The organism is Acinetobacter sp. YH16032, assembly GCF_013417345.1.
Classification (GTDB): domain Bacteria; phylum Pseudomonadota; class Gammaproteobacteria; order Pseudomonadales; family Moraxellaceae; genus Acinetobacter.
Genome location: NZ_VPEE01000005.1, coordinates 65,826 through 83,660, shown reverse-complemented (window position 1 = coordinate 83,660; position 17,835 = coordinate 65,826). Strand labels below are relative to the sequence as shown.

The window sequence follows — 17,835 nt, the reverse complement described above, 5'->3', positions numbered from 1 at the left end:
ACTTATCTATTCTTCAAATACGATTTCTTTATAAAACAAAGACATGATTCTGTATGTCTTTCGTTATTGAACGTCTTTTCTGATTTAATTTCACAAATGTACGAGACGATTTGCACTCATTTAAAGCAGATCAATTTGACTAAATCGCACACTAAATTAAGGTCTTCGCTCCAAAATAGGGACAATTTACTTAATCAGTGCACCAATAAAGCAAAATCTATGCCAATATTTATTTATTCCGTGCAAGCGTTTTATTTCAATTATTTTGTCATTATTAACCGAAAAGGCACCAAATTAGAACCACTTTATCGCACCAATGATGTGCAAATTTATTATGCTTTCGTTTAATTTTGCGCCATTTTATACCATTTTAATTAAATGGATCACTAATTTGAGCCTCTTGATTCCGTTTATCCGTATTATTCTTTGAATTATCGCTCGAAATAGGGTCAACATTCGATTGCGAACGTCTCACATCAACCACATTTCCTGACTGATCTTTTCTTGTAATAGTCACATTGGTTGTTGCCTTAGCAGGATCAGCCACAGGGGTTGGCTTAGGACGAACCAGCAATGACTCATCAATCAATGGTACCGCTGCAGGTCGTAATTTAATTTCGTATAATTTTGCAGTTGTTAGTTCTTCAGAACCCATGTCATTGACTTGACCCACAAACTGATTAAAGCCAGCAACTTTAGGCGCTACAGAAGGTGGTAACTTTAAATCCAATCCATTTAAAGTTGTCTTGGCAGCACCTTCCCCCATAAACAGCCCATAACCCAAAATGTACTGTTCAACTTGATCCTCACCACTCAAACGAAAATAAATGTATGGTTTACGATCAGTTTGCTTATTAAGAAAACTTTTAATTACATCTTCATTGGTAACGCGAAATAGTTCGATAAAATAATTATTTTTATTGTCTTGAATAAACTTTGTGCCTCTAAATTCAGGCAAATGGTTTCCTGAAGCCACTTTACGCGCAGTTAATTCCAAAGGTCGCACTTGATCAGTCAGCCCGCCCAAATAATTTGTTGCTGCCACCTTTTCAGGTTGAATCTGGACTTGAGTTTCTTCAATTTGCTTAGACTGAGTAACCAACTCTTTGCTATCAGTCAAAATCCAGAATACAAAAGATGCGACTAAAAACAGTATGCCACCGATCAACCAAATATATTGTTGCGCTGTGCGTGGGGATGAGTGGCGTACCGTCATGAGAAAACCTAAGATTATGCTTGATTACGTAAAATCGCTTGTTTCATTAATTCCACATCAAACTCTTTGGTAATTACTGCTTGCCCTAGCGACTTCAAGAGCACTAAACGTAATTGACCATTCAGGACTTTTTTGTCATGAGACATATATGCCAAAAATTCATCAAGTGGAATTTGAGGACATTTTATCGGTAATTTCGCACGTTGAATGATAATTTTTGTACGTTCAAGGTCAGCTTCTGTGATCCACCCCATTAAATAAGATAAATCTGCCGCCATCACCATTCCCGTCGCCACAGCCTCACCATGTAACCACTCACCATATCCCAGATAAGATTCAATCGCATGTCCAAAGGTATGACCTAAATTCAGTAATGCACGCTCACCCTGTTCTTTCTCGTCATTGGCCACAATTCGCGCTTTGTGTGCACAAGAGCGGTACACTGCTTCAGCAAGTAATTCTGGATGTTGTGCAACGAGACCATCCATGTTTTCCTCAAGCCATGCAAGAAAATCAACATCTCCTAATAGGGCATACTTAATGACTTCAGCCAAACCTGCTGATAACTCACGCTCAGGCAATGTTTTAAGTTGCGCCATATCCGCAAGTACGACCTGTGGCTGCTGGAATGCGCCAATCATGTTTTTGCCTAATGAGTGGTTGATTCCAGTTTTACCGCCAACGCTCGAATCGACTTGCGATAGCAGCGTAGTCGGGACTTGAATAAAATACACTCCGCGTTGGAAACAAGCTGATGCAAATCCAGCCATGTCACCAATCACCCCTCCACCCAAGGCAAGCACTGTACAATCTCGGTTAAATCCTGCCTCAAGCAAGGCATCAAAAATTAAATTCAAATGTTCAATATTTTTATAACATTCACCATCAGGTAGAACACATGTCTCAACTTTTTTACCTAAACCTTCCACAGCTGATACATAGTGATTTAAATACAACGGTTTAACCGTTTCATTGGTGACAATCATGACCTGTTGCCCATGAATATAGGGTTCAAGTAATTGTTGCGGATCTAAATCACTACCAATGAAAATAGGATAACGGCGTTCACCGAGTTCAACGAATAAGGTTTGCATGATGTTATAAGCCAATAAAACAAATTTAATTCAATTCTTTTGCGACAATCACATTAAGAATACGTTGTGCCAAATCACGCGCAGCACCTTGATTCGTTTCAATAATATGATGTGCAACTTCACGATACAGCGGATCACGAATATTCAATAATTCACGTAATTTCTGTTCAGGATTTTCGACTTGTAATAAAGGTCGATTTTTATCACGGTAGGTTCTTTGAAGTTGTATTTCTACGGGAGTATAAAGATAAATCACAATACCTCGATCTTTTAGATAAGATCGATTAATCGACTGAGTAACTGCACCGCCACCCGTCGCAACAACTAAATTTTGTTTTGATGTTAAATCATCAATTACCAGTGATTCACGATGTCTGAATCCCTGTTCACCCTCTTTCTCAAAAATCCATGGGATGGTCGCCCCAGTTTTTCTTTCTATCTCATGATCACTATCAAGAAACTCTCGATGAAGTAAATCTGCAAGATGTCGACCAACGGTTGTTTTACCAGCTCCCATGGGCCCTACCAAATAAATATTCGGTAGGGTTTCAAACTCTTTGCTTGGCAAGGAGTCACCTATTGAATTGCTTTCATTGAAACTATATTAATTGTTTCTAGTTTGCCTGTCATTAACAATTCTTGGTGTCACAAAGATTAATAACTCACGCTTATTCTCTGTTTTACTGTCTTTTCGGAATAGACGACCAACAGCAGGAATATCACCAAAGAAAGGCACCTTGGTTTGGTTAAAAATCGTTTCTTGCTCGAAAATACCACCTAGCACCACAGTTTCACCGTTGTTCACAAGCACATTGGTATCAATTTGATTTTTATTCAAAATGATTTCCCCATTCTGTGCATAACCTGCTGGTGAATCACTGGTAATGTTCAATTTCATTTGAATTTTACCATCAGGCGTAATACTTGGTGTTACCTCTAAGCTTAACAACGCTTCTTTAAAGGAAGTCGTCGCCGTTGCAGCACCACCTGCAGTTTCAGTGGTTTGGTAAGGGATTTCCTGACCTGAAGCAACTTTCGCTTGTTGCTTATCAGCAGTGAGAACTTTTGGGGTAGAAATAACTTCACCGTAGCCATCAGCTTGTAGTGCCGACAACTCAAGGTCCAGCATAAAATCAGACATATTGATTAAACCAAATGCAATTTTACCTGCAGCCCCAGCCACACCTAAATCCACATTTAAGTTATCAGGACGTTGAATATTATAACGACCATCCTCACTTGGTGATTTTAAATCCCACAGCGTTTGATCACTACCACCAACCAAAAGATCATTATTGGTTGCAACACCTTTCGATACTACCCCCCATTTCACACCCATTTCTTTAGTGAAATCTGTTGTCGCGCGTACAATACGAGCTTCGATCATGACTTGTTTTACAGAAACATCCAATAAATCAATCATCTTGCGAATTTGATCAATTTTTTGAACTGTATCATTAATGATCAATGTATTAGTGCGTGGATCAATTGAAACTGTACCACGTGGACTTAATAATGACCCGACACTGTCCCCCAATGGGTCAGTTGTTGAGTTTGTATTATTACCATTGGATGAACGGCTGTTACGACCTTCAGTAATCAACTTTTCAATATCTTCAACTTTGGCATAGCTCAATTGAATATATTCGGTTTGCAATGGTGCCAATTTCACACTTTGTGCAATGGCTTTCGCCTCTTCTTCTTCGGCTTTAATCAATTCTGGAACAGGTGCAATCCAAATCACGTTTCCGTTGCGACGCTTATCCAAGTTCTTGGTTTTCATTACAATATCAAGCGCTTGATCCCAAGGCACATCTTTTAAGCGTAATGTAATATTCCCTTGAACTGAATCCGAAGTCACCATATTAATGCCGGTAAAATCAGCCAACAATTGTAATACGCGGCGCACTTCAATGTCTTGGAAGTCGAGAGAAATCTTATTACCTGTATATTTCGGTGTACGATTTTGGCTGCTTAAGCCTTTTTTCTCTTCTGGGCGTTTTAGACTGATCGTTAACTTACCATCTGTTTGATAAGCCATATATTCGAAGCTACCGCTCGACTGAATGGAAATTACACCATTTGACTTATCATTATAAGCGTCTACTGTAGAGACAGGCGTCGCAAAATCATTAACGTTTAAACGGCGCACCAAATGCGATGGAATTTTGTTACCGAGGAAACGCACCACAACTTTGCTACCTTGCTGTTGTACATCCACTGGTGTATCTGCTGTTTTTAAATTCAGTACAACTTGTCCCTCACCTGCACTACCGCGCTCAAAACCAATATCTTGTAGTCCTTGTACTACTGCTTGATAAGCGACAGGTGCTGGCGGTGTATACGCAACAGGCTGCTGATAAACAGGAGCTACTGGAGGTGGTACAGGTGCTGCAACTTGCTGACTAACCACTGATGTAGGTGGAGCGGCAGGTCTTAACACAGTAGGCGTTGGTGCAGTTGGTTTCAATACCTGCTGTGCTGCAACAGGAATCACAGGTGTTGGAGTTACAGGTGTCGTTGCCACAGCTGTAGCCGCAACAGGTGTAACGTTATTCGTCAGATTAGGACGTATGACTGGCTTTAAAACACTTGGTTTAGTCGTTGGTTCTGCTGCTTTGGCTTGTGTAACCACTGGCGCCGCTGGTGTTGCCACTTTCGCAGAGTTCGGATTATTTATTTTTAAAATAAAGGTATTGCCTTCAACACGTGTCGTGTAGCTACCTTTCTGCGTTAAATTGACAGTTAACCGTGAACGCTGATCATTAGAAATGACTTCAACTGAGTTTGCTTCAGTGGTCGACACAGGTATTTTAGTATTCGCCAGTGTTTGACCTGCCTGCATAAAATCCAAAACGAGTCGAGATGGATTTTCCAATTGATATGACTGTGGCTGTGGAGGTAATCCGTTAAACATGACACGGATTTCTGTTCCTTGACCTGGCACCTGCAAAGGCACAATATTGGTCATCGTAGTTTTAGCCGCCGCTGCCTGCATAACAGCTATAGAAACAGTGGTCATAGCGAATTGACGAAGAAAACGGTTCATATACTGTCGATCCCCACCCCAAAAATTTTGCATACTCTTTTTCATTGTTATTCCTTAACTCGTCTTAACCAACAGGCCCAAGCAACACTAAGCTTCTTGGTCTTTCGATATAACCATCTCGACCATCTGAAACAATTTCAATCAGATCGATTTGAGTCGGCGTTATCTTCACGATGCGCCCTTGGTTCATCCCCATGTAATTACCACGTTGCACACGCTCAATCTCACCATCAGGGGTTTGAATCAAAGCGAGAATCTGTCCATTGTTACGTTTTAAACTTCCTTTAAAGTTTAACGTTTCCAATGCATAGCTTTCTAAAGGCTGTGGTTGACGATTAAAATTAGGATAAACACGTTTACCCGACATGATTCTTAGCTCTGTTGCCAATGAGTTTGGCAAGAATGGACTTCGAAGTTGATGCGCCGAGTAAAGAAAATTTGGAACTGGATTAAATACAGGTGCCGGTTCTATCGGTAAAGGTGGTTGGCTACGAATATTCGCCATTTCTTGATTGACCGCATCAATACGCGAATCACATCCCACCATAGTCGCTGCAATAACTAATCCGCACAAAAGCTTAAATGATTTCATTATTGTCCTCCTGCTGGCATATCAGCTGGTGGAACAACCGCTGAACCTACCGTATCTTCAGTCGATGCAACATAACGATATGTTTTGGCTTTTAATGAATAATTGATCAGTGGAATATCAGATTTTTTATCTGTACTTGGCGTCGCTGTAATCACAAAATCATGTAAGGTTACGATACGCGGTAAAGACGCAATTCCACTCACAAAACGCCCAAATGAATGATAATCACCTGTCGTTTCTATCGAAATTGGCTGCTCAATAAAGAATTCTTGAGCCACTTCATTTTCGAGACGGATATTTTTAAATTTGAGCCCTGAATTCACACCTGTTAAGTTGATGTCCTCAACTAAACTTGGAATTTCTGTTTCTTTTGGCAATTGTTGTAATTGCTCATTGAAATTCATTTCCATTTGTTGCAACTGTGCTTGGTATTGCTGCAAATTACGGAGCTTAGAATCCTTTTCTTTAAACTCTGTCAGTAAATTTGCCTCTTGTGCTTTAGCAAGATCAATGGATTCAAGTTTTGGTTTAATCACCAAAAAGTAACCAATAGCACAAACAAATAGGAAAATAAAAATCCAACAGGTAATTTTTACAGACAGTGGCCAACTACCGTAGTTATTGGAGTCCAAAGTATTAAATTGCTGAAAGAACTTTTCAACAGTCATGGACTTCTTTTTTGGTGCAGTGACATCTGAATCAAAGTCATTTAAATCATTACGACTCATGGTGCACCTCCCACATTATTCGCGTCCATCTCTGATGTCGGTTGAGCAATTGCACCCAAGTCGACAGTCACGATAAATGTACCGTATGACTCTTCAACTCGAGGGATTACCGAACTTGGTGCTTTTTCCTTCACTTCTGGCGCAGCCAAGAATGAATTCATAAATGCATTTCGGTACCACTGGGAAGCTTCTAAACCACGTAATAACTCTGCTACCGCATTCGGACTTTCTGCTTTACCTTCGATGGTAAATTTATTACCAGTACGGGTAAATTTCGTCAGATACACCGTTTCAGGAACAACACGTACCAATTCATCTACTAAACGCACAGTAACAGGTCGTTGACCTTCAAGACCTTGAATCAGTTTCATCCGCTCAATCACTGCATTTCGACGTTCTTGCAATCCTTCCAAGGATTTTAATTGAACGTCTAAACTTTGATTGGTGCTTACAATAAGTTGGTTTGCTTGTTCTTGGTCTTGCAATTTATGATTCAAGAAGAACCAAGCTGCTAAAACCGATAAAATCGCAAGTAATACCACTGCGATACAGATATAAACAAATTGCTTTTTTCGCTGTTCTCTTAGCTCTTCGCGCCAAGGGAGTAAATTAATTTTAGCCATTAATCAAAACTCCTCAATGCCAAGCCACACGCCACCAATAATGATGGTGCATCATTTTCTATTTTTTTCAGGTCGATTTGAGGAGAAAAGCCCATTTGTAAAAATGGATTAGCAATAGTGACACGATATCCCAATTTTTGTTGCATCATTTTTGCAAGACCTGGGATATTGGCATTACCACCCGCCAATAAAATATGATCAATCTCGTTAAATTGAGAAGAAGAGAAAAAGAACTGTAATGAACGCGCTGCTTGTTGAATCACTGCATCAAGGAATGGCATTAAAACTTCTGTTTCAAAGTCATCTGGTAAGGTGTTGTCTTTTTTAGCACGCCCAGCTTCATCATAAGATAAGCCATAACGATTTTGCACATCTTGAGTCAATTGCTTACCGCCAAACACTTGTTCGCGCGTGTAAATAATTTTGCCATTTTGCATAACTGATAAAGTCGTCATGGTATGACCAATATCAAGAACACCAACAAGATTTGCACCAATCGGCAATGTATCTGCAAAGACTTCAAAACTACGTTCCAGTGCATAGCTTTCAACATCGGCAACTTTTGGGGTAAGCCCGACCAAATCCAATACTTCAATACGAGAGTCCACGTTTTCAGTACGTGTCGCAACGAGTAAAACGTTCACTCTGTTTGGATTGTTTAATCGCTCAGGAAGAACTTCAAAGTCTAAACTGACTTCGTCAAGTGGGAATGGTATATATTGCTCAGCATCCATACGAATCTGAACTTCACGCTCATCATCGCTCATGTCGGCATCCATCTCGATGACCTTGTGAATCACCATAGACGTAGGCACTGCAAAAGCAGCATTCGTTGATTGCGGATTTGCAATATTAATCGCGCGCTCTAAAGCATCAGCCACGTTATCCTGATTGAGGATGTTTTTTTCAACAACACTCCCATCAACCAATGGACTTAACCCGTAACTTTCAACCCAATAGCGACCGTTTTTAACTGATAGCTCTAATAGCTTAACAGAGGTCGAACTAACATCTACCCCCACTAACCCCTTATTTGGCTTACGATATAGTCTAAGCACAATGCAATTCCTATTATTTTTTTGTCCCCAACAACAGCACAATACAAACTAACTACACTTGGTCTAATTTTTTTGCGGATATAATAACTCAACTAACATTCTGTTAAATGAGAAGCTATACTGACCTTCTATTAGTTTGCCTTTAGCACCTATTAAAACTTACTTGTTATGAAAAAGCTATCTTGTTGTGGACAGATTCACCCTTTTTTTTTGCTGATTATCATTATCTTAGTCACAATTCCAATGGGCTTTTATGGAATGTATCTCTATATTGCACCATCTTTGCCAGAGATGACTGCTTTTAAGAAGGCTCCATTATTAAAACCGCTGCAAGTTTATACAGCAGATAACCAATTAATCGCAGAATATGGTGGCAAACTTTCTGTTCCAGTTGAATATGAGCAAATCCCACAAGATTTTATTCATGCTTTTTTAGCTGCAGAAGACTCTTCTTTTTTTGAGCATAGCGGTATTAGTTTTAAAAGTTTAGGACGCGCAGTCAGTGAATCGATCACGGGTTCTGACATTCAAACTGGTGGTTCTACGATCACCATGCAGGTGGCTAAAAACTATTATTTAACACCAGAACGAACACTCAAGCGCAAACTCACCGAAATTTTCTTAGCACGTAAAATCGAACAAAAATTATCAAAAGAAGAAATTCTAACTCTCTACGTCAATAAAATTTTCCTCGGTAAAAATGCCTATGGTATTGCCGCAGCAGCAAAAATTTATTACAACAAGAATTTAGACGATCTTTCAATTGCCCAAATGGCAATGATCGCGGGCTTACCAAAAGCACCCTCTAAATATAATCCTGTGGCCAATCCTGAACGTGCGTTAGAACGTCGCAACTGGATTTTAGGTCGTATGCTACAGTTGGGTTATATCAGCCAAATTGAATATGAAGATGCAGTATCAGAGCCTATCGCCTTGGACATGCCTGATCGCGGTATTAACAATAAATTCCCTTATGTCGGTGAAATGGTTCGTTCGGAACTCGTCAAAAAATTTGGCGATCTCGCGATCGATTCTGGATATAAGGTTTACACCACTATTGATTACAATCGTCAAGCCTTTGCCGAAGAAGCAGTTCGTGTTGGTTTAGAAAATTATGACCGTCGTCATGGCTGGCGTGGCCCAGAAGCTCATGACAAACCCTTAAAAGATTTTGTGCCATTTGCAAACACCTACCCTGCTGAAGTCACTAAAGTTTTAAGTAATTCTTTTGAAGCAACTTTACAAGATGGTTCATCAGTCACTGTTCCTTGGTCTGGAATGTCTTGGGCGAGACGCTATCGCAATGCCAATAGTGTGGGTGGTGCACCGAGCAATGCCTCGCAAATTGTGAAAGTCAAAGATATTGTTCGTCTGCGTCCAAATCAAAATCGTAGTATGTGGTCCTTGGTACAGGTACCTCGTGTACAAGGTCAGTTAATTGCACTTAATCCAAATGATGGTTCCATTGTCGCGATCGTTGGTGGATATAATTTTTATCAATCGAAATTTAACCGTGCATTGCAAGGTTGGCGTCAACCTGGCTCTATTATCAAACCATTTGTCTACTCGCTTGCACTTGAACGAGGTATGACGCCGCATACCATGGTTAGTGATAATCCCATTACCATTGGTAAATGGTCACCACGCAATTCTGATGGGCGCTATTTGGGGATGATTCCATTACGTCGCGCTTTATATTTGTCACGTAATACTGTCTCTGTTCGCCTTTTACAAACAGTCGGTCTAGAACGTACTCGCCAATTGTTTATGGATTTTGGTTTGCAGGATGATCAGATTCCACGTAACTACACGATTGCATTAGGAACACCTCAAGTACTCCCTGTTCAAATGGCAACAGGCTATGCCGCAATTGCCAATGGCGGTTTCCGCGTGCAACCTCACTTCATTAGCCGTATTGAGGATGCTTACGGCAAAGTGATTTATCAAGCCAATCCTGAATACGCATGTATTTCATGTATTAAATCTCAGAAGCAAGATACAACCTCTGCTGAAGCAACAACACCAGACGACGAAATTATTGAAGTTACCAATCAGTCTTTAGAGGATAAGCAACCCACTTTAACCGATGAAGAGCGTAGCCAATATCGTCAAGCACATCGAATTTTAAAATCCAGTTCAGCATTTGATATGGCGAATATTTTACGAGACGTAATTCAGCATGGTACTGGTCGCGCAGCATTAAAAATTGGTCGTGGTGATTTAGGAGGTAAAACAGGAACAACCAATGATGCAAAAGATGCTTGGTTCGCTGGCTTTAACGGCAATCTAGTCGCAGTTTCATGGGTAGGTTTCGACCAACCGACTACGCTAGGTCGTCGTGAATATGGGGGTATCGCTGCTCTTCCAATTTGGAGTGACTTTATGGAGAAGTCGCTTGCCAATACACCATATGCTTGGGTAAGTTTAGATAAAAATGCAAAAGCTCCTTTAACTCGAGAACAACGTGGTCGTGTACATACATTAAACCATGAGCAAAAAGATAAAACTCCACCTTTAGCTCGTCCAATTTATCGCCCTGCTCCAGTGGTAGCACCAACGAATGATCGCGATTTTGATGATCTACCAGATAACGATCAACCGTTAACGCCGACGTCGTCGACACCACCGGATATGAATTCAACACCACAAGTTAAACGAGATTCAATCGAAAATTTGATTAATCAAGTTCAATAACCAAAATAAAGCCCTCTAAAAGAGGGCTTCTTTTAACTTTTCTTTTTTAAAATATAGATCTGAAACTCTGCACTCAGTTCAAATTTTTCAACTTGCTCTAATTGCTCACGCCGTTCAGGTTTGGCCTTATAAGCATATGGCGTCATTGCGATAAGACACTTTAGGTCATTCTGGTTCAACACCAATGGTGCCTGAATTAAGCTTTCATCAATTAACTCAAAGTGCTCGCTCAACTGTGCTACAAATTTATGTGGCTCATGTGCCTTAACTTCTTCAAATAGTGCTTCTCGCATTTTATATAAATGTTGTGGACCTGGGGTAACAACCATTAAATACCCCGATGATTTTAATACACGTAATATTTCCGCCTCGGGAATAGGACTAAATAAACTGGTACATAAATCGATGGTCTCGCTTAAAACAGGCAACACAGCCCCCGTACCCACAACCCAAGTGACATTTTGATTTAATTTTGCTGCTACCTGAACTGCAGTTTTAGCAATATCCACCCCCACAACTTGTATCGCTTCAGCTTCCATTGCATTGGTGTAATATCCTTCACCGCAACCAATATCTAAAAGATTTTCAATACGTAATTCTCGGATTTTAGCAACGACAGCTTGCTGTAATGGCGCATAAAATCCCGCTGATAAAAACGACCGTCTAGCTTGAACAGACTCAGGGGTATCCCCTGGATTTTTACTATGTTTATGCTGTACGACATGCAAATTCACATAACCTTGCTTTGCAATATCGTAACTATGATTACTCTTGCAGCGCCATGTTTTCCCCTCAAGCGCCAATGCCTCGCGACAAACAGGACACATCAACAGATTCATCATTTTCTCCAAAAAATTTTAGCGATGAAAAAAAGTCGGCATAAGCCGACTTGATCTCATTTGATTCTTGCTTAGCGCAATTTTAAGGTCATTAGACCTAAAACTACTAGCATAATTGTGATAATCCAGAAACGGATGACCACCTGTGTTTCACGCCATCCTTTCTTTTCATAGTGATGATGTAACGGCGCCATAAGGAAAACACGTTTATTTCGCATACGAAGCGAACCGATTTGTAAGAATACAGAGACTGCTTCGACTACAAATACACCCGCCATAATTGCAAATACAATTTCCTGACGTACCATCACCGCAATAGTTCCCAGCATCGCTCCAAGCGACAAGGCACCAACATCACCCATAAATACTTGTGCAGGATGCGCGTTATACCAAAGGAATGCTAAACCTGCACCTATCATTGCAGCACAAATAACAACGAGTTCAGATGAATATTTCACATAGGGAATATGTAAATAATTTGCAAAACGAACATCACCCGCCAAATAAGCAAACACCCCTAGGCCCGCCGCAACCAATACAATTGGCATAATTGCAAGACCATCTAAACCGTCAGTCAGGTTAACAGCATTCGACGCACCGTTAATCACTAAATAAGTGAATATGATAAAACCGATCCCTAAAGGTATTACCGATAAAGGAATTGTAAGATCTTTAAAGAAAGGGATCAGCAAATCCAACATATTCGCAGTGTGTACAGGATTAGTTTGCTGAGTCGCAATTACGTAGAGTGATATCCCTGCACCCAAAGAAGCGACAGATGTCCAAAAAAACTTCTTACGCGCTGGCAAACCTGCATTGTCTTTATAACGGATTTTAATCCAGTCATCCGCCCAACCTACGGCGCCAAATATCACCATCACGCCAAGCACAATCCAAACATAAGGGTTTGAAAGATCTGCCCAAAGTAAAGTTGAAATCCCAATAGAAAGCAAAATAAGGAGACCACCCATGGTTGGTGTTCCCATTTTTTTGGCATGGTTTTCCGGAGCGAAAGAACTTACCGCTTGGCCATATTTTAAAGCTTGTAACTTACGGATCATGACAGGACCAAGGACTAGACCTATCGTGAGTGCTGTCAAGACACTGAGCAGCGCACGTAATGTTAAATAACGAACCACTTGGAACGAGCTGTGATAGCCGGAAAGTTGTTCAAATAACCATAACAGCATTTAGAGTTTCTCCATCAAATCTGCCATCAACGTTTCCATATGGGTATAACGAGAACCTTTGAATAAGAAACTCATTTTTTGCGGTTGATGTGTTTCGATTAGACTAATTAAAAATGGTAGAGCTTGCTCTTGATTGAGGAAAGCTTGTAACTTTTTCCCGTACTGAGTACTACGTGCGCCTTCCTGTGTTGCTGGTGCAAACTCACCAACAGCAACAACAAAGTTGAGTCCGCGAATCGAAACCAAATCTCGCCCGAGTAAATAATGTTGTTGAGCAGCAGTCGGACCTAACTCACCAATATCCCCAATCACCATGACACGAATACCTTCTTGCTTTGCAAGCACTTCACCCGCTGCACGCATCGACGTCGGATTGGCATTGTATGTATCATCGATAAATAAAAAATCATTTTTTTGAATAAAATTCAAACGCCCCTTTGCACCCACAGCTTGTTCTAAACCCGTGACAATATCATCCAAGCTGATATTTAATGACAATGCAAATGCAGCAGCTGCCAAAGCATTTTGAACATTATGCTCACCAGCAAAAGGTAAATCCACGGGTTGGACACCTACAGGCGTATGTAATTTAAATTGAGCACTTTGTGGATTCAGCTGAATATCTGAAGCATAGACATCGCCACCTTCTCCAAAACTTAAGGTTTTTGTTGTTTTTACACTTTGACGGATCTGGTCTATATAATCATCAGCTGCTGGCACGATCGAAGTTTCTGAAACATGACCATAGATTTCAGATTTAGCTTTACAAATTCCGTCACGCCCACCGAACTCACCAAGATGAGCCGTACCGATATTAATAATACCCGCAACATGAGGTTGAACAAGCTTCGAGGTATAGTCAATTTCTCCTTGATGACTAGCTCCGAGCTCCATCACTGCATATTCATGATCTGGTCGAAGCTCCAATAGCATCATAGGCACACCCAGATCATTATTGAGATTACCTCGCGTGATCAATGTCGGTGCTTTGCGAGCAAGAATACTACCAAGTATTTCTTTAGTCGTCGTTTTGCCGCTACTACCAGTCAGTGCTATAACTTTTAATTGCGTATGCTGAGCGCGACGAAATGCACCAAGCATACCTAATGCTAATCTCGTATCTGTTACCACCAACTGATAAATATCGATATCTAAAGGCCGTTCAACAATCGCAATCTGACAGCCTTTTTCAGCCACTTGTTGAACAAAGTCATGCGCATCAAAACGCTCACCTTTCAGGGCTAAAAAAGCATCCCCCGACTCCACATGACGTGAATCTGTCAAAATACGCTTTACTTCTCCAGTCGGTTTTTTATCATTCAACCAATACCCTTGAGTTGCGGCAACAAGATCAGACAAAGTCCATGGAACAAGTGTCGCAGTACTTGTAGTAGATGTGTGCATAATGATTCCTTAGTCTGCTGGATAAGATGCTGGCTCAGTCGCATGCTGACCCTTAATGGCTGCTTGGACTTCTACCACATCATCAAACCAATGACGAACACCATCAATCTCTTGATAATTTTCGTGGCCTTTGCCTGCAATCACAACAATGTCACCTGCTTTCGCTGTTTTCACTGCAAACTTAATCGCTTCACGACGATCATGAATTTCATGAACCTCTCTGTTCGAAAATTCAATTCCAGCCTTCATGTCAGCAAAAATTTGTTCTGGGTTTTCAGTACGTGGATTATCTGAGGTAAGCAATACAACATCTGCATGATCTAAAGCAGCCTGTGTCATTAATGGTCGTTTACCGCGATCACGATCACCACCGCACCCAAACACAGCCCATAATTGCTGTGAAACATGACGTTTTAATGTTTTAAGAACCTGAATTAATGCATCAGGAGTGTGCGCATAATCCACGACAAACAAACGATGTTGATCACGCAACACTTGCATACGCCCTGGCGCGCCTTTTAACTGAGGAACTAAAGCGACTAACTGAGATAAATCTAAACCCGCCTGTTCAACAGAGATTAAGCTCGCAACCACATTTTCAATATTAAAGTGACCTAATAACGGACTATGCACTAAATAGCTTTGGGTCTTGGTCACCAATTCAAAATGAACACCGTCTAAACTATATTGAATCTCTTCAACACGGTAATCCGCGGGTCGAGTGGTGGAATAAGTCAAAATTTTAGGTTTTGCTGGATTTTGCTCCGCCGCTTTGAGCATGATATTTGCGTAAGCATCATCGATATTGATAATTGCAACTTTAAGGCTCTCAAACTGAAATAAGCGTGATTTTGCCTCAGCATAGGCCTCTAAAGTTTTGTGATAATCCAAATGATCGCGACTTAAATTACTGTAAGCTGCAACTTCAATTGGCGTTCCATTGAGACGCCCCTGTTCAAGACCATGGGAGCTGGCTTCAATAGCAGCAAACTTAGCCCCCTGCTGAGCATAAGCATGCAATTGATTTTGCATATGCAATGCATCTAACGTGGTATGTGTAGATGCTTCAAGGTGAGGCAAAATCCCATTTCCTGTCGTCCCCATCACAGCACATGGGTACTTACTTAACATCAGTAGCTCTGCAACAAGCCTTGAAATGGTCGTTTTACCATTGGTTCCCGTGACAGCCAATACTCGAAGTGGATTTACTGGCTGTGTCTGTTGCAAATAATCTTTCTGCCATTGTCCCATGAGCATACGCACATTCGGAACGATCAAACTTGGCGTTAAACCTAAATCTTGTTCTGAAATAATAGCCAAAGCACCAAGATCTAATGCCTTCTGTGCATACTCTGCAGTTTTTTCAGGTTGAGAAAGACTAGTCAAAGCAATAAACACTTGTCCTGCTTCAACTTTACGACTATCTAATTGGAAGCCATTAAATGCTTGTTGCATCCATTCTGCTGGATGATCTACAGCGTAGATTTGTTGAAATGTAATCGACATTCATCACCTATGGAATGGATTTTGGAGTATCTAAGGGTTTATCCAATGGTACGTTTAATAGTCTCAGCGATTCCTGCATTACTTTTGCGAAAACAGGTGCTGAGACAGTACCACCGTAATATGTGCCTTTTGGATTTTCGACCACGACGACCATCGCCAAACGTGGATCACTTACAGGTGCAACACCTGCAAATAAAGCTCGATATTCATTGGTCGAATAACCTTTACGGTCAGCACGTAATTTGTGTGCTGTACCCGTTTTACCTGCAACGCGATAACCTGGTATTTGAGCACGAGTCGCTGTACCGCCTGGTAATGTTGCTGTCTCCATCATTAACAAGACTTGATCCGCAATTTTAGGATCAATCATTTGTTCACCTTGAGGAGCTTCATCCAGCTTGTACAAACTTAAAGGAACTTTCTTCCCTTTATTTGCCAGCATGGCATAAGCATCTGCCAATTGGAGTACCGTGGCATTGAGACCATATCCATAGGACATGGTTGCAACTTCTGAAATATTCCATTTACTTGGCGGTAAGATCAGACCTGGGCTTTCACCAGGGAATTTAACAGCCGAACGCTGTCCAAAACCAAGACGCTTATAGAACGTTGGTAGAGTCGGATAAGGCAAAGATAAGGCAATTTTCGCTACACCTACGTTGGAGGATTTTTGAATAATGCCACCTAAAGTAAGCGCTCCATAATTATGCGTATCACGAATTGTATGATTACCGACACGCATCGACCCTGGGGTGGTATTAACGACTGAGTTTGCAGTGTACTTACCACTTTCAAGCGCCATCGCCACCGTTAATGGTTTCATCGTCGAACCTGGTTCAAACGAGTCAACTGCACCGCGATTTCGCATTGCATCTTTATTGGATAAACTTTTTTTATCATTCGGGTTATACGACGGCCAACTGGTCATCGCTAGAATTTCACCGGTTTTGACATCGACCGCAATTGCTGTAGCAGAACGTGCATTATTTGCCACACCTACCGCGGTAAGCTCTCGATACATAATGTATTGCAGTCGAGAGTCAATACTCAGTGTAATATTTTCCCCAGCTTCAACTTCTTTAATAACTTCTGGAACTTGAACACGGTTACCATGCTTATCACGTACAATTTTCTGTTCGCCATTGACCCCTGCAAGCCGCTTATTCAGCTGCATCTCCAAACCTTCAATCCCTGTTCCCTCGGTATTGGTTAAACCAATGATTTGAGAGTTGGGTTGTGGTTGTGGGTAATAACGTTTATATGATTTTTCAGAATATACGCCAGCAAAATTGCGTTGTGCTAACAGAGCCGCTTGAGCAGGTGGTACTTCTTTTTTCAATACTAAATAACGTGAACGAGCTCGATCTTGAACACGCTTTTTGAGGTCAGCTCGATCCAGCCCAACTGCATCTGCTAGCTCATCTAAATTCAGGTTTTCCTGTGGTAACTGATTTTTTAATTTTCGACTGGTTGGATTCTTTTTTAACTCTTCAGTAATTTCATCAAAAGTTGCTTTAGTTTCAAAATAATGTTGAGGATCAATCACCACCTTCATAATTGGTGTACTAATTGCCAAGGGAACGCCATTACGGTCGCTAATAACCCCTCGCATCGCACTTAATTTTTCAGTACGTAAAATTTTTGCGTTAGCTTTATTTTGCAAAAAGTCTTTATTCACAATTTGAACATAAAAGGCACGTGCAACCAATACCACAAAAAATGTCAGGACTAAGCCCCACATTAAATAGAAACGCCACATATCTACAGCAACGGTTCTTTTCTGTGTAATTGGCTGCTGTTTTTTACGTGTTTGTTTTGTTTTGCTTTTATCAACCATTCAGC

General features: G+C 40.9%; 14 protein-coding genes. 1 reads left to right on the top strand and 13 read right to left on the bottom strand.

Going from position 1 to position 17,835, the window contains the following annotated elements; genetic code table 11:
* Positions 1-370: 370 nt before the first annotated feature.
* The 8 genes from FTV32_RS05680 to FTV32_RS05640 are packed head-to-tail and all read right to left on the bottom strand — an operon-like array spanning position 371 to position 8,360.
* Positions 371-1,216 (bottom strand): hypothetical protein, encoded by an 846-nt coding sequence (locus FTV32_RS05680; RefSeq protein WP_035263987.1) that lies wholly within the window; start codon positions 1,214-1,216, stop codon positions 371-373.
* A 14-nt stretch (positions 1,217-1,230) separates the two neighbouring features.
* Positions 1,231-2,310 (bottom strand): 3-dehydroquinate synthase, encoded by a 1,080-nt coding sequence (gene aroB / locus FTV32_RS05675; protein WP_035263978.1) that lies wholly within the window; start codon positions 2,308-2,310, stop codon positions 1,231-1,233.
* A gap of 25 nt (positions 2,311-2,335) precedes the next feature.
* The gene (aroK, locus tag FTV32_RS05670) at positions 2,336-2,878 is read right to left on the bottom strand and encodes a shikimate kinase AroK (RefSeq protein WP_035263975.1); all 543 of its coding nucleotides are present in this window, start codon (positions 2,876-2,878) and stop codon (positions 2,336-2,338) included.
* 36 nt (positions 2,879-2,914) lie between these two features.
* Positions 2,915-5,404, bottom strand: a complete 2,490-nt coding sequence (gene pilQ / locus FTV32_RS05665; protein ID WP_257227593.1) for a type IV pilus secretin PilQ — start codon at positions 5,402-5,404, stop codon at positions 2,915-2,917.
* 19 nt (positions 5,405-5,423) lie between these two features.
* Positions 5,424-5,951 carry a pilus assembly protein PilP gene (locus tag FTV32_RS05655; RefSeq protein WP_035263973.1) on the bottom strand — a complete coding sequence of 176 codons (528 nt, stop codon included), beginning with the start codon at positions 5,949-5,951 and terminating at the stop codon, positions 5,424-5,426.
* The gene (locus FTV32_RS05650) at positions 5,951-6,679 is read right to left on the bottom strand and encodes a type 4a pilus biogenesis protein PilO (RefSeq protein WP_035263971.1); all 729 of its coding nucleotides are present in this window, start codon (positions 6,677-6,679) and stop codon (positions 5,951-5,953) included. Before FTV32_RS05650 ends, FTV32_RS05655 begins: the two co-directional genes overlap by 1 nt.
* Positions 6,676-7,302, bottom strand: coding sequence for a PilN domain-containing protein (locus FTV32_RS05645; protein WP_035263969.1), 627 nt, complete (start codon positions 7,300-7,302; stop codon positions 6,676-6,678). Before FTV32_RS05645 ends, FTV32_RS05650 begins: the two co-directional genes overlap by 4 nt.
* Positions 7,302-8,360, bottom strand: a complete 1,059-nt coding sequence (locus FTV32_RS05640) for a pilus assembly protein PilM (protein ID WP_035263966.1) — start codon at positions 8,358-8,360, stop codon at positions 7,302-7,304. The genes FTV32_RS05645 and FTV32_RS05640 overlap by 1 nt, the downstream gene beginning before the upstream one ends.
* 168 nt (positions 8,361-8,528) lie before the next feature.
* Between FTV32_RS05640 and ponA the strand changes: the two genes are divergently transcribed.
* Positions 8,529-11,054, top strand: a complete 2,526-nt coding sequence (gene ponA, locus FTV32_RS05635; RefSeq protein WP_180028178.1) for a penicillin-binding protein PBP1a — start codon at positions 8,529-8,531, stop codon at positions 11,052-11,054.
* Positions 11,055-11,086: 32 nt separating this feature from the next.
* Here the strand turns inward: ponA and FTV32_RS05630 are convergent, their stop codons facing one another.
* From FTV32_RS05630 to ftsI, 5 genes are all read right to left on the bottom strand, one after another.
* Positions 11,087-11,893: a putative RNA methyltransferase gene (locus tag FTV32_RS05630; protein ID WP_180028177.1), complete on the bottom strand. Its 807-nt coding sequence runs from the start codon at positions 11,891-11,893 to the stop codon at positions 11,087-11,089.
* Positions 11,894-11,964: 71 nt separating this feature from the next.
* Complete coding sequence (mraY, locus tag FTV32_RS05625) at positions 11,965-13,083, bottom strand: phospho-N-acetylmuramoyl-pentapeptide-transferase (RefSeq protein ID WP_092767279.1); 1,119 nt, start codon at positions 13,081-13,083, stop codon at positions 11,965-11,967.
* Positions 13,084-14,487: a UDP-N-acetylmuramoyl-tripeptide--D-alanyl-D-alanine ligase gene (gene murF / locus FTV32_RS05620; protein WP_180028176.1), complete on the bottom strand. Its 1,404-nt coding sequence runs from the start codon at positions 14,485-14,487 to the stop codon at positions 13,084-13,086. It abuts the gene before it with no gap.
* Positions 14,488-14,496: 9 nt separating this feature from the next.
* A complete protein-coding gene (locus tag FTV32_RS05615) occupies positions 14,497-15,993 on the bottom strand; it encodes a UDP-N-acetylmuramoyl-L-alanyl-D-glutamate--2,6-diaminopimelate ligase (RefSeq protein WP_180028175.1) in 1,497 nt (498 codons plus the stop codon).
* A gap of 7 nt (positions 15,994-16,000) precedes the next feature.
* Positions 16,001-17,830: a penicillin-binding protein PBP3 gene (gene ftsI, locus FTV32_RS05610; protein WP_035263956.1), complete on the bottom strand. Its 1,830-nt coding sequence runs from the start codon at positions 17,828-17,830 to the stop codon at positions 16,001-16,003.
* Positions 17,831-17,835 lie beyond the last annotated feature (5 nt).

Bases quoted from the DNA above. Each gene is read 5' to 3' on its own strand.
- FTV32_RS05615 (WP_180028175.1), bottom strand. From the start codon at position 15,993: ATGTCGATTACATTTCAACAAATCTACGCTGTAGATCATCCAGCAGAA.
- FTV32_RS05680 (WP_035263987.1), bottom strand. From the start codon at position 1,216: ATGACGGTACGCCACTCATCCCCACGCACAGCGCAACAATATATTTGG.
- aroB (WP_035263978.1), bottom strand. From the start codon at position 2,310: ATGCAAACCTTATTCGTTGAACTCGGTGAACGCCGTTATCCTATTTTC.
- FTV32_RS05630 (WP_180028177.1), bottom strand. From the start codon at position 11,893: ATGAATCTGTTGATGTGTCCTGTTTGTCGCGAGGCATTGGCGCTTGAG.
- ftsI (WP_035263956.1), bottom strand. From the start codon at position 17,830: ATGGTTGATAAAAGCAAAACAAAACAAACACGTAAAAAACAGCAGCCA.
- FTV32_RS05650 (WP_035263971.1), bottom strand. From the start codon at position 6,679: ATGAGTCGTAATGATTTAAATGACTTTGATTCAGATGTCACTGCACCA.
- pilQ (WP_257227593.1), bottom strand. From the start codon at position 5,404: ATGAAAAAGAGTATGCAAAATTTTTGGGGTGGGGATCGACAGTATATG.
- mraY (WP_092767279.1), bottom strand. From the start codon at position 13,083: ATGCTGTTATGGTTATTTGAACAACTTTCCGGCTATCACAGCTCGTTC.
- FTV32_RS05645 (WP_035263969.1), bottom strand. From the start codon at position 7,302: ATGGCTAAAATTAATTTACTCCCTTGGCGCGAAGAGCTAAGAGAACAG.
- FTV32_RS05655 (WP_035263973.1), bottom strand. From the start codon at position 5,951: ATGAAATCATTTAAGCTTTTGTGCGGATTAGTTATTGCAGCGACTATG.
- ponA (WP_180028178.1), top strand. From the start codon at position 8,529: ATGAAAAAGCTATCTTGTTGTGGACAGATTCACCCTTTTTTTTTGCTG.
- murF (WP_180028176.1), bottom strand. From the start codon at position 14,487: ATGCACACATCTACTACAAGTACTGCGACACTTGTTCCATGGACTTTG.